Below are 11,506 nucleotides of genomic sequence, written 5' to 3' on the forward strand. Positions count from 1 at the left end.
ATCAAGCGTAGGCCGGGAACTCCTGCGCGCATCGGCGCCGCCTGGCTTAGCGGGGCAGGTCGAACACCAGGATCTCGGCCGCATCGGCCTGTCCGAGCAGCACCGCGTCCTCGTCGGTGATCTCGAGCGCGTCGCCGCCCTGCAACTGCACGCCGTTGACCGTGGCACTGCCGCGGATCACGTGGACGTAGGCCTGGCGCCCGGCCGCCAGCGGGTGGCGCAGCGCGTCCGCGCCGTCCATGATGGTGGCGTAGATCGACGCGTCCTGGCGCATCGACACCGATCCCTCACGGCCGTCGTGCGAGGCGACCAGGCGCAGGCGCCCCGCCTTCGAGGCGGTGTCGAAGTGCTTCTCTTCGTAGCCCGGAGGCTCGCCCGTGGTGTTCGGCTCGATCCAGATCTGCAGGAAGTGCACGCCCTCTTCTTTCGAGTGGTTGTATTCGCTGTGCACGACCCCGCTGCCGGCGCTCATGCGCTGGACGTCGCCGTAGCGCAGCACCGAGCCGTTGCCCATGCTGTCCTGGTGTTCCAGCGCCCCTTCCAGCACATACGAGAGGATTTCCATGTTGCGGTGCCCATGGGAATCGAAGCCGCGGCCGGGCGTGACCCGGTCCTCGTTGATGACGCGCAGCGGACCAAACCCCATGCGCTTCGGGTCGTGGTAGTGCCCGAACGAGAAGCTGTGCCGGGAATTCAGCCAGCCGAAGCTGGCGGCGCCGCGTTCATTGCTTTTACGTACGTTCAACATCGTGTTCTCCTTGTCGTGATTGGACCATCGAACGCTTCGATCGCCGCCCTCTTGCCTGTTCGCTTGGGCTTGTTTGCTGTCGTTCGATGCGATGGATGGATTATGCGGGCCCGTCGGGGAATTGAAAAACGAGTAATTTACCGCCGAATCGTCGAAATTTTCGAATGCTGGTTCCGCATGCGCGCTTGCCCGCCCGGTCGTGCTCCCCGCGCGGCGCCGCTATGGTCTAATCACCCCATCACCCGCCACGGAGTCTTCGATGCAGCACGCCCCTCCCGACCCCAAGGACCTCGACGAAGACACCCTGGCCTTCGTGCGCACCGTGTTCCAGCACGCGCGCAGCGGCGCCACCGACGCGCTCGGCACGCTGCTGGCGCAGGGCTTGCCACCGAACCTGCGCAACGAGCGCGGCGACAGCCTCCTGATGCTGGCCTGCTACCATGGCCATGCCGACACCGCGCGCATCCTGCTCGCGCATGGGGCCGACCCCGAATTGATGAACGACGCCGGCCAGACGCCGCTGGCCGGCGCCGCCTTCAAGGGCGACCTGGCCGTGGCCACCCTGCTGCTAGAGCACGGCGCCGCGGTCGGCACCGCCGGCCCGAACGGCAAGCAGGCGCTGATGTTCGCCGCCATGTTCAACCGCAGCGAGATCGCCCGCCTGCTGCTGGCGCGCGGCGCCGACCCGCACGCGCCGGACGCCGACGGCGTCACCGCGCTGGCGGCGGCGCGGCGCATGGGCGCAGACGACACCGCCGCCTTGCTGGCGGCCTGGCGATGAACCGGCCCGGCAATTCACGTTGCCTGACGCAACATTGCAACCCGTCTGTATTTCTGGCGTAATAATCTGAGGTCATACAGCGGAGGATAGACCAGTTTCAGGCGAGTAAAAAGTGAACGGATCCCAGGATGGAACGACCCCGCATTCCGCTCGATGAAGCACAGCGCCTGGCCGCCCTGCACGCCACCAGGCTGCTCGGCAGCGCCCCCGAAGAAACCTTCGACCGCATCACGCGTACCGCCGCGCGCCTGTTCCACGTGCCCATCGCCCTGGTGTCGCTGATCGACAAGGATCGCCAGTGGTTCAAGTCGCGTATCGGCCTGGATGCCTGCGAGACCCCGCGCGATGTGTCCTTCTGCGGCCATGCCATTCTTTCGGACGAGCCGCTGGTGGTGCCCGACGCCGCCCGGGACGCGCGCTTCGTCGACAATCCGCTGGTGACCGGCGCGCCGCACTTGCGCTTCTATGCCGGGGTGCAGCTGTATTCGGTGGAGCGCAAGAAGATCGGCACCCTGTGCGTGATCGACCGCAAACCGCGCCGGCTCGGCCCGGACGACCTGGATGCGCTGCGCGACCTGGCGCGCATGATCGAACAGCTGGTCTACCACCGCCAGCTGGCCATGGCCGCCCAGTCGATGAGCGAGCGCCTGCAGGACGAGCAGTCGGCCCGGGGCTGCGCCGTCCCTGGCCATGCGGCGCCCTCGGGCGAGCTGGCATGGCTGGTGGCGCACGACCTGCTCACCGGCCTGCCGAACCGCCAGGCGATGCTGCGCGCCATCCAGCACAGCATCGCGCTCTGGCGCGAACACGGCAGGCCGGCGCTGGTGGCCTGTATCAACGTCGACCGCTTCAAGCACTTCAACGAGCTGCTCGGCCATCGCGCCGGCGACCAGATCCTGGTGGCGATCGCGACCAGCCTGCAGGCGCTGCTGCGCGAGGGCGACATGCTGGCGCGTGCCGGCAGCGACGAATTCCTGGTGCTGCTGCATGCGCGCGACGAGCATCCGGAGCCCGAACGCGCGCTCGACCGCATCATGAACGCGGTGAATCGGGCGATTCCGATACCGGGCGGGGAAATCGCGCTCACCTGCTGCATCGGCAGCGCGCTGCTGCCGCAGGACGGCACCGATGCCGATGCCCTGCTGAACAATGCCGTTACCGCGCTGCGCCATGCCAAGGCGCAGGGACGCGGCGCCATGGTCCGCTTCACGCCCGACCTGCGCACCGAACACGGCCGCCGGCTGACGCTCGAGAGCCACCTGCGGCGCGCCATCGCGCAGGAAGAACTGTTCGTCGAATACCAGCCCAAGGTCGACCTGCGCTCGGAAACGCTGGCAGGCTTCGAGGCCCTGGTGCGCTGGCGCCATCCGGACTACGGCGTGATCCGGCCCGACGAATTCATTCCGATCGCCGAAGAGAGCGGGATGATCGTGGCGGTCGGCGAGTGGGTGCTGCGCAGCGCCGTCGTCCAGCTGGGCGCCTGGCGCGCGCAAGGCCTGCCGCCGGTGCCGGTGGCGGTCAACCTGTCGGCGCGCCAGTTCCTCCAGAGCGACGTGGTCGCCACCGTCGGCGCACAGCTGGAACAGTCCGGCCTGTCTCCCGCGTTGCTGGAGCTCGAGCTGACCGAGAGCGTGTCGATGGCCGATCCGGAACGCAGCGTGGTCGTGATGCGCGGCCTGGGTGCGCTTGGCGTCATGCTCAGCATCGACGATTTCGGCACCGGCTATTCCAGCTTCGCCTACCTGCGCCGCCTGCCGCTGGACAAGCTCAAGATCGACAAGTCCTTCGTGCAGGACATGGCGCACAGTGCCGAGTCGTCCGCCATCGTGCAGGCCATCGTCGCGATGGCGCACCGCCTGCAGCTGGCCGTGATCGCCGAGGGCGTCGAAACCGCCGACCAGGTCGCCGCGCTGCGCAAGGCCGAGTGCGACCAGATCCAGGGTTATTATTATTCGCGGCCGCTGCCCGCCGAGGACTGCGCCGGCTTCATCCGGCGCTATTGCGCCGAATCCGCGGCCGAATCTGCAAACACCTCCGGCCGCCCGGCCGCCGCCGGCTGAGGGATTTGGCGGGCGCGCACGGCTTGCCGATATAATCCTTCGCTGGCTTAACCATACCGAAGGAAGACGATGAGCGCCCTGCCCCCGCTGTTTGCCCTGCCCCCGCTGCTGGCCCTGCCTGCCCTGTTACTGTCCGGCGCCGCGCTGGCCGACGATGCCGGCATGCTGAAGTGCCGCGCCCTGGCGGACAAGGGCGCGCGCCTGGCTTGCTACGACGCGATCCCGCTCGGGGCCCAGCCGCCGCGCGCGACCGCGACCGCCGCGCCGGCGGCCGTGGCGGCCGTGGCGGCACGCGGCAACGAGGACAGTTTCGGCATCGAAGCGAAGAAGCGGCGCGAAGCCGAACCGCAGTCGATCAGCAGCACCATTCCCGGCGAATTCGAGGGTTGGGGCCCGGGCGCCCGAATCCGCCTGGCCAACGGCCAGGTCTGGCGCATCATCGACGGCAGCGAAGCCGTGCTGCCGCGCATGCGCGACGTGCCGGTCACCATCGAGCGCAACATGTTCGGCACCCTGTTCCTGAAAGTGGCCGGCACCAACAACTCGGCCAAGGTGCGCCGGGTCCAGTAAGGGCCAGTCAGCCTGCGCGCACCATGTAGTGCGCGCCGCCCGGATAGCTCGCAAGGGCCGCGCGCGCCTGCGCGCAGTCCGGCTCCACGCGCCGGTAGCCGAGCGCTTCCCAGAAGCCGGCGCTGTCCTGCACCGAGACCAGCGCCGACGCGCCCAGCCCGCGCGATCGCGCCGCGTCCAGCAGGTACGCGACCAGCGCCCGTCCGATGCCGCGCCCGAGCGCGCGCGGCGCCACCGCGAGGTCGTGCAGGTAGAGTACGTCGGCGCCCGGCGATGGCGCAAATTCCGCACCGAGTGCCGTCACGTTTCCCAGGCGGCCCGGATAGGCGAACAGATAGGCGCACACGCCCGCGTCGTCTTCCACCACGGCGCAGCTTGCGCTCGCGGCCCGCAGGCGCGCTTGTATCACCGCGCCCGCTTCCTGCATCGCGGGTGGATAGCAGGCCGCCTGGACGTCGAGGACGGCTTCGAGGTCGTCCGGGCGCATGGGGCGGATCCGGGAGGCGTAGGCGTGCGGCATGGCAGGCAGGAGGGGCGGAAGAGGCAAAGGGCGGGATGGTAGCATGCCCGCCATGAGCGGCCGTGCCGTCGCCTTCCCTTGTCCCGGGCTTGAACATCCGTTCTCGGGCGATTGCCTCGGTTGTAGACTTGTAAAATTGCCCTTGATATATAATTCACACATAGGTTCGAGCGGGGCGCATCGGCCTTCGTTTTGCACAGGAGCCGCATGAGCACGGGTAGCAGCAAGGAAGAACGGCAAGGTCTGCCACACGACGATGCGGCCAGCGGCGGCCAGAGCCTCGGCGTGCCGAGTGTCGGCCAACTCGAAGGCAGCGCCTTCAACCCGCTCGGCAACCCCGGCAGGCGCCACTGGCAGGCGAGCCAGATCTCGCGCCCCGGCTTCGAAGAGCGCGGCAACATCTTTTTCGCGGCCATCGAGATGACCCGCATGCCGATGGTCGTGACCGACCCGAACCAGCCGGACAACCCGATCGCTTTCGTGAACCGGGCCTTCCTCGACCTCACCGGCTACGAGGAGCAGGACATCCTGGGACGCAACTGCCGTTTCCTGCAAGGCGAGCAGACCGATCCCCGTACCGTCGAGGAAATCCGCGATGCGCTGCGCGAGCAGCGCGCGGTGGCGGTCGACATACTCAACTACAAGGCCGACGGCCGTCCATTCTGGAACGGCCTGTTCATCGGCCCGGTATTCGACGACGCGGGCAAGCTGCTGTACTACTTCGCCTCGCAGATGGACATTACGCGGCGGCGGGTTTCCGAGCAATCCTACCTGCAGGCGCAGAAGATGGAAGCGATCGGCCAGCTCACCGCCGGCCTGGCCCACGATTTCAACAACCTGTTGCAGGTGGTGGCCGGCAACCTGGAACTGGCGGCGTCGAGCCTGGACGACCGCGCCGCCGTCGGCCAGGCCATCGACCGTGCCCGCCTGGCCAGCGAAAAAGCCGGCAAGCTCACCCAGCAGCTGCTCACCTTTGCCCGCAAGCAGCGCCTCGATCCCAAGCGCCTGAACCTGAATTCGCTGGTGGTCGAGTTCAGCGAGATGCTGGTGCGCACGCTGGGCGACAAGGTCGACCTGCACCTCGACCTGAAGCCCGGGCTGCCCTCGTGTACGCTCGACCCGACCCACATGGAGATGGCGCTGCTCAACGTCCTGATCAACGCGCGCGACGCCATGCCGCAAGGCGGCAAGGTGACGATCGCCACCTCGACCATGGACGATCCGGAGACACTCGAGCGCCTGCGCCTGGCGCCCGGGCGCCACGTGCTCATCTGCGTGATCGACCAGGGCGAAGGCATGTCGCCGGAAGTCGCCGCGCGCGCCACCGAGCCCTTCTTCACCACCAAGGCGCCCGGCACCGGCCTGGGGCTGGCGATGGTGCACGGCTTCGTCCAGCAGTCGCACGGCCGCATGGAGATCGACAGTGCGCCGCAACAGGGAACGACCATCCGCATGGTGTTTCCGCAGGCCGCCAAGTCGGCCATGGAAATCATCGGCGAACGCGGCGGCAGGAGCGAACGCTGGACGCCCGAGGCAATCCTGGGCCGGCGCACCATCCTGGTGGTCGACGACAGCGACGAAGTGCGCGAACTGGCCGAGGCCCACCTGCGCGCCGGCGGCTACCGGGTGCTGTCGGCCGCCAGCGGCGAGGCGGCGCTCGAGATGATGGACCGCTATGGCGCCATCGACCTGCTGTTCTCCGACATCATCATGCCGGGCGGGATGAACGGCCTGCGCCTGGCGGAACTGGTGCGCGAACGCCAGCCCGACGTCCCGGTCCTGCTGGCCACCGGCTACATCGACGCCTTGCCGACCGCCCAGGGCGAGACCCCGGCCTTCCCGATCCTGACCAAGCCTTACCGGCTGAACGAGCTGGCCGAACGCATCCGCCAGGGACTGAAGGTCGAACGGCGCGTGGAGCCGGCCGCGGGCTTCACCCACGAAGGCTGATGCACGCGATGAAGCACATCCTGCTGCTCGACGACGAAGACGCCATCGCCTACGTATTCAGGCGCTACCTGGAGCGGGCCGGCTACCGGGTCACCACCTGCACCAGTCCCGCCGATGCGCTGGCCGCCGGCAGCCGGGGCGGCGTCGACTTGCTGGTGACCGACTTCCGCATGCCCGGCATGACCGGCGCCGCCGTGATCGCCCGCCTGCGCGCGCTGTACCCGGCGCTGCCGGCACTGATCGTGACGGCCTACGGCGCCGAAGTGGGCGCCTTGGCCGCCGACGTCCGGGTCCTGGGCAAACCACTGGCCCCGCAGGACCTGGTCGACGCCGTGGCCGCCAGCCTGGCCCCCGGTCACGCCGCCTGACAGCACGCCGGCTGTCCGGTATCGTGCGCGTCTTGACGGCCCAGGCCGCATCCCCCATGCTGTCGGAATAGCAAGGTCTGCACCGTCCACGAGGCTTGCACGGCAGCGCCACCGGCATGCGGTCATCCATCGCAGGGTCGCGGGCGCCATCGGCAACAGCGCAGGCTGACATCGATTCCGCGCATCGCCGCGCGCAACCACAGGACGACCGCATGACCCCGAACGACACCGCACGGCCCCCGCACGCGCCGACCGAATACATCCTCAACGCCAGCTGCCGCGCCGGCATCGGCATCGTGGCCGCCGTCGCCACCTTCCTGGCCGAGCGCGACTGCTACATCTGCGCACTGGAACAGTTCGACGACGATTCCACCCTGCGTTTCTACATGCGCGCCGTGTTCCGGCTGCAGGCCGGCTCGCCCGACATCGACCAGATCCGCGAACAGTTCGGCGCCGGCTGCGGCGCCCGCCTCGACATGAACTGGAAGATCCACGATCCGCTGGAGCCGGTCCGGACCGTGATCATGGTCTCCAGGGACGACCACTGCCTCGACGACCTGCTGTACCGGCGCCGCAACGGCGAGCTGAACATGTCGGTCACGGCGGTGGTGTCGAATCACCTCGACCTGCGCCCGATGGTCGAGCGCGAAGGCATCCGCTTCATCTTCCTGCCGGTAAACAAGGACAACAAGCCCCAGCAGGAAGCCCGGCTGCTGGAAGTGGTCGACGAAACCCGCGCCGAACTCGTGATCCTGGCGCGCTACATGCAGATCCTGTCGGACGAACTGGCGCGCCGCCTGGCCGGGCGCTGCATCAACATCCACCACTCCTTCCTGCCCGGTTTCAAGGGCGCCAAACCCTACCACCAGGCATTCGACCGCGGCGTCAAGCTGATCGGCGCCACCGCGCACTACGTGACGCCGGACCTGGACGAAGGGCCGATCATCGAGCAGATGGTCACCCGCGTCGACCACAACTTCCGGCCCGAACAGCTGGTGCGCGTGGGGCGCGACAACGAATGCATGGCGCTGGCGGGCGCCGTCAAGTTCCATATCGAGCGCCGGGTCTTCTTGCACGGCAACAAGACCATCGTGTTCCGCGGGCCCTGAGCCCGAGCGGGCGCGCGCCATCAGCGCAGCGCTTCCTTGTCCATCCGCTGCTGCAGCAGCCACAGGCGGGCGTAGGTACCCTTGCGCCGCAGCAACTCCGCGTGCGTGCCCTGCTCGACGATCCGGCCGCGCTCCATCACCACGATCGTGTGTGCGTTGACGATGGTCGACAGGCGGTGCGCGATCACCAGGGTGCTGCGGTTGCGCGCCAGCCGGTCCAGTTCGACCGTGATCGCATGTTCCGAGTCGGCATCCAAGGCCGAGGTGGCTTCGTCGAAGATCAGGATCGGCGGGTTCTTCAGCAGCGCGCGCGCGATCGCGATGCGCTGCTTCTCGCCGCCCGACAGGTTCACCCCGCGCTCGAGCAGGAAGGCGATGCCGCTGGTGCCGCGATCGATCTCGGGCAGCAAGCTGCCGAGCTTGCCCTGCGCATGGAAGCGCGGCCCCAGCGCGTACGAACAGCAGGTCGCGCCACTCGTTGAACAGGGTCGACGAGAAGCGCAGCAGCGCGTAGCCCACCAGGAGGTAGAGCGGCAAGACCTGGGGCAAGGTGGGCTGGGAGAAGGCATCTATGATGCGCTTGACCAGTAGCAACAGCACCGCCGCCACGATACGCCAGCGATGGCGGCCGAGCACTTGCCACAGTTCGGCACTGAAGCGGCCCATGCGTCCCGTTTCCCCGTTCCCGCCCGCCGTTGCCGCCATCACCGTGCCTCCCGCCAAACAGGATTTGACCGGTGACCGGCCGGCTGCGTTCAACTTCCTGCCCCAGCGTAAAAATACTTGCGCTAAAGTTACAATCCGTGAGCATGTGCCGGTCCGGCGGGTGCCACAATGCGGCAGTGCACCATCCACGCCGCGCACACGCAACCGGAACCACACCGTGCCTCACCGCCCCTCTGCCCCCCACCTGGCCATCGACCCCCTCAGCGGCGAGTTCGCCGACCGCAGCACCGAGTCCGCCTACGTCACCCATCACCTCGAGCGGACCCGGCCGCAGCTGGCCTTCACCCTGCTGCTGTGCAGCCTGTACTTCCTGGCCTTTTTCGCCACCGACCTGGCCGCGCTGGGCTTGGTGCCGGAGGCGGCCCTGCTGCTGGGCGCGCGCCTGCTGGTGGCGGCCACGGCTGGCAGCTGCGCCTGGCTGGCCTGGCGCCGGCCGCTGGGCGGGCGGGCAACCCGGCTCGCGGCCACCGTCTCGGAGGTGGTGGCGCTGAGCGCCTTCATGCTCATCGCCGTGCACCGGCCGGACGAATTCCACTGGCATGCGATGTCGCTGGCGATCATGCTGCTGGTGGTCTACCTGTACATCCCCAACCGGCTCGGCTATGCGCTCGGCATCGCCGCGGCGGCCAGCGCCTGCTTCCTGGCGCTGTGCTTGACGACCTCCGACATGGGCTTTTCCGACCTGCTCACCATGGGCATGCTGCTGTCCCTGGTGAACACGGTCGGGGCGCTCGCCGCGCGCCGCTACAACGCGATGGCGCGCGACGAGTACCGTGCCCGGCGCGTCCTCCAGGACACCGCCGAGCGCGACCACCTGACCGGCTGCTACAACCGCCGCTACCTGCACCAGCGCCTGATGGATGCCGGGAGCCTTGATGCGCGGGGTGGGGCGCTGGCCGTAATCCTGTGCGACATCGACCACTTCAAGCAGATCAACGACACCCATGGCCACGCGGCGGGCGACGCCATCCTGCAGCACTTCGCGGCGCTGCTGCAGGCGGTGGCGCGCGAGGAGATCGACAGCGTGGTGCGCTACGGCGGGGAAGAATTCCTGCTGGTCCTCCCGGACACCGGACTGGAAGCCGGCGCCCAGCTGGCCGAATGGCTGCGCGCGCGCCTGCGGGCGCTGCCGGTCGACACCGGGCCCGGACGCCCGGCGCTGTCCGCCAGCGCCAGCTTCGGCGTGGCGGCCAGTCCAGCCGGCGGCGCCTCGCTGGCAGCGCTGATCGACGCCGCCGACAAGCTCATGTACACAGCCAAGCGCAACGGGCGCGACCGGGTGGAAGCACTGGCGCTGCCTGCGCCGCTGGCCGACGCCGCATAAGCGAACTGCACCCGGGTAGCGCCGGCCGATACCGCGGCGGCAAACAGATGCTACTCAGCAAGCAGCGCTTGCAGCGGCTGCGCGGGATGGCGATCATGCGTGCACTTTCCTACCAGGAGTCATCATGAAACGCATCCTTCTCGCCACCCTGCTCGGCTTCGCCTGCACCGCCACCCAGGCCGCGGGACATGCCGGCCAGTCCGACCAATCCGCCCTGTCGAACGCCAGCGCCAACCTGTCCGCGGTGCTCGTCGGCGGCTCCATCCTGAGCGTTGCCGCCGCCGGCAGCGTGGTGGTGGCCAGCGTCAAGACTGTGGGCGACGGGCTGGAGCTGGTGCTGGAGAACACGCTCGATGCCAGCCGCGCCACGCTGCGCCTGTCGGGCAGGGTCGCGGGCGGCGCCTCGCTGGCGGCCGGCACCGTACTCGAAGTCGTGGCCGCGTCCACCGGCCATGTGCTGGTCATGTCGGGCAAGGCGCTGGCCTTCATTCCGAACGAGGCCGGCAAGGCCCTGCTGCACCACGCGAGGGTGAGCTGATGCGGCGCCTTGCCGCAGCAGCCCTGCTGGCGGCCGCCAGTTGCGGCGCCCATGCCGGCCCGCCCTGCGCCGAGCGTCCGCTGGCCCCGCACGAAGTGCTGCTGTCGATGGACCTGGCCCAGCGCACCGTGCAGGCGCTCGACGCCGGCGGGGCCCAGGTGGCGCTGGTGTCGCGCGCCGGACAGGACCTGAGCCGCTACCGCCTGCGCTATTCGCACATGGGCATCGCCGTGCGCGACCATCCCGCGGGGCGCTGGACCGTGGTGCATGAGCTGAACGATTGCGGCAGCGCGGTCTCGAGCCTGTACCAGGAAGGCATGGGCAACTTCTTCCTCACCGACCTGGTCCGCCATGAGACCCAGCTGGTGATTCCGGGTCGGGAGGCGCAGGCGAAGCTGGCCAGGCTGCTCGCTACCCGCACCCCGGTCCGCCTGCACGAGCCGCACTACAACATGCTGTCCTACGTGTACTCGACCACCTACCAGAACTCGAACCAGTGGGTGCTGGAGACGCTCGCCGCCGCGCTCGCCCCCGCCGGCCAGGTCGAGACCCGCGCCGAAGCGCAGCAATGGCTGCGCGTGACCGGGTTCCAGCCGCCGACGGTCGAGGTTCCGGAAGCGGTGCGCCTGGGCGCGCGCCTGCTCCGCGCCAACGTGGCCTTCGACGACCACCCCTTCGAGCGCCGCATGGCAGGCAAGATCGACACCGTGACCACCGACGCGGTGCTGCGTCTGGTGCGCCTGGCCGATCCGCAGGCCAGGACCGTGACCGTGGATTGACACGCCGCGCGCGCCGCGCACCGTGCCTGGGTG

Annotated in this window: 12 protein-coding genes; 9 read left to right on the forward strand and 3 right to left on the reverse strand. The window is 68.8% G+C overall.

Features of this window, described 5'->3' with window-relative positions:
• Positions 1 to 46: 46 nt before the first annotated feature.
• Positions 47 to 748 (reverse strand): pirin family protein, encoded by a 702-nt coding sequence (locus IM543_13755; protein ID QOY92675.1) that lies wholly within the window; start codon positions 746 to 748, stop codon positions 47 to 49.
• Positions 749 to 1,007: 259 nt separating this feature from the next.
• Between IM543_13755 and IM543_13760 the strand changes: the two genes are divergently transcribed.
• The 3 genes from IM543_13760 to IM543_13770 all read left to right on the forward strand — a co-directional run bounded on the left by IM543_13760 (position 1,008) and on the right by IM543_13770 (position 4,159).
• A complete protein-coding gene (locus IM543_13760) occupies positions 1,008 to 1,529 on the forward strand; it encodes an ankyrin repeat domain-containing protein (GenBank protein QOY92676.1) in 522 nt (173 codons plus the stop codon).
• 128 nt (positions 1,530 to 1,657) lie between these two features.
• Positions 1,658 to 3,589 (forward strand): EAL domain-containing protein, encoded by a 1,932-nt coding sequence (locus IM543_13765; protein ID QOY92677.1) that lies wholly within the window; start codon positions 1,658 to 1,660, stop codon positions 3,587 to 3,589.
• A gap of 69 nt (positions 3,590 to 3,658) precedes the next feature.
• Positions 3,659 to 4,159, forward strand: coding sequence for a hypothetical protein (locus tag IM543_13770; GenBank protein ID QOY92678.1), 501 nt, complete (start codon positions 3,659 to 3,661; stop codon positions 4,157 to 4,159).
• Between the two features lie 7 nt (positions 4,160 to 4,166).
• Here the strand turns inward: IM543_13770 and IM543_13775 are convergent, their stop codons facing one another.
• Positions 4,167 to 4,646 carry a GNAT family N-acetyltransferase gene (locus tag IM543_13775; GenBank protein QOY96682.1) on the reverse strand — a complete coding sequence of 160 codons (480 nt, stop codon included), beginning with the start codon at positions 4,644 to 4,646 and terminating at the stop codon, positions 4,167 to 4,169.
• A 240-nt stretch (positions 4,647 to 4,886) separates the two neighbouring features.
• Between IM543_13775 and IM543_13780 the strand changes: the two genes are divergently transcribed.
• The 3 genes from IM543_13780 (at position 4,887) to purU (ending at position 8,106) form a co-directional block, all read left to right on the forward strand.
• Positions 4,887 to 6,629: a PAS domain-containing protein gene (locus IM543_13780; GenBank protein QOY92679.1), complete on the forward strand. Its 1,743-nt coding sequence runs from the start codon at positions 4,887 to 4,889 to the stop codon at positions 6,627 to 6,629.
• On the forward strand, positions 6,629 to 6,997 hold the full coding sequence (locus tag IM543_13785) for a response regulator (protein QOY92680.1): 369 nt from the start codon (positions 6,629 to 6,631) through the stop codon (positions 6,995 to 6,997). Before IM543_13780 ends, IM543_13785 begins: the two co-directional genes overlap by 1 nt.
• A gap of 212 nt (positions 6,998 to 7,209) precedes the next feature.
• The gene (gene purU, locus IM543_13790; GenBank protein ID QOY92681.1) at positions 7,210 to 8,106 is read left to right on the forward strand and encodes a formyltetrahydrofolate deformylase; all 897 of its coding nucleotides are present in this window, start codon (positions 7,210 to 7,212) and stop codon (positions 8,104 to 8,106) included.
• Between the two features lie 20 nt (positions 8,107 to 8,126).
• Here purU and IM543_13795 read toward each other — a convergent pair whose 3' ends face one another.
• The gene (locus IM543_13795; GenBank protein ID QOY92682.1) at positions 8,127 to 8,675 is read right to left on the reverse strand and encodes an ATP-binding cassette domain-containing protein; all 549 of its coding nucleotides are present in this window, start codon (positions 8,673 to 8,675) and stop codon (positions 8,127 to 8,129) included.
• A gap of 341 nt (positions 8,676 to 9,016) precedes the next feature.
• On the opposite strand from IM543_13795, the gene IM543_13800 reads away from it, so the two are divergent.
• From IM543_13800 to IM543_13810, 3 genes are all read left to right on the forward strand, one after another.
• Entirely contained in the window at positions 9,017 to 10,156 is a 1,140-nt protein-coding gene (locus tag IM543_13800; GenBank protein ID QOY96683.1) for a GGDEF domain-containing protein, read from the forward strand.
• Positions 10,157 to 10,280: 124 nt separating this feature from the next.
• On the forward strand, positions 10,281 to 10,694 hold the full coding sequence (locus tag IM543_13805; protein ID QOY92683.1) for a hypothetical protein: 414 nt from the start codon (positions 10,281 to 10,283) through the stop codon (positions 10,692 to 10,694).
• Positions 10,694 to 11,473, forward strand: a complete 780-nt coding sequence (locus IM543_13810) for a DUF2145 domain-containing protein (GenBank protein ID QOY92684.1) — start codon at positions 10,694 to 10,696, stop codon at positions 11,471 to 11,473. Before IM543_13805 ends, IM543_13810 begins: the two co-directional genes overlap by 1 nt.
• The last annotated feature ends 33 nt before the right edge of the window (positions 11,474 to 11,506 follow it).

The sequence above is a fragment of the Massilia sp. UMI-21 genome (assembly GCA_015277795.1).
Lineage (GTDB): Bacteria > Pseudomonadota > Gammaproteobacteria > Burkholderiales > Burkholderiaceae_D > Telluria.

Coding starts and splice junctions, on each gene's coding strand:
- IM543_13755 (QOY92675.1), bottom strand. CDS start 748: ATGTTGAACGTACGTAAAAGCAATGAACGCGGCGCCGCCAGCTTCGGC.
- IM543_13760 (QOY92676.1), top strand. CDS start 1,008: ATGCAGCACGCCCCTCCCGACCCCAAGGACCTCGACGAAGACACCCTG.
- IM543_13765 (QOY92677.1), top strand. CDS start 1,658: ATGGAACGACCCCGCATTCCGCTCGATGAAGCACAGCGCCTGGCCGCC.
- IM543_13770 (QOY92678.1), top strand. CDS start 3,659: ATGAGCGCCCTGCCCCCGCTGTTTGCCCTGCCCCCGCTGCTGGCCCTG.
- IM543_13775 (QOY96682.1), bottom strand. CDS start 4,646: ATGCGCCCGGACGACCTCGAAGCCGTCCTCGACGTCCAGGCGGCCTGC.
- IM543_13780 (QOY92679.1), top strand. CDS start 4,887: ATGAGCACGGGTAGCAGCAAGGAAGAACGGCAAGGTCTGCCACACGAC.
- IM543_13785 (QOY92680.1), top strand. CDS start 6,629: ATGCACGCGATGAAGCACATCCTGCTGCTCGACGACGAAGACGCCATC.
- purU (QOY92681.1), top strand. CDS start 7,210: ATGACCCCGAACGACACCGCACGGCCCCCGCACGCGCCGACCGAATAC.
- IM543_13795 (QOY92682.1), bottom strand. CDS start 8,675: ATGCCTTCTCCCAGCCCACCTTGCCCCAGGTCTTGCCGCTCTACCTCC.
- IM543_13805 (QOY92683.1), top strand. CDS start 10,281: ATGAAACGCATCCTTCTCGCCACCCTGCTCGGCTTCGCCTGCACCGCC.
- IM543_13810 (QOY92684.1), top strand. CDS start 10,694: ATGCGGCGCCTTGCCGCAGCAGCCCTGCTGGCGGCCGCCAGTTGCGGC.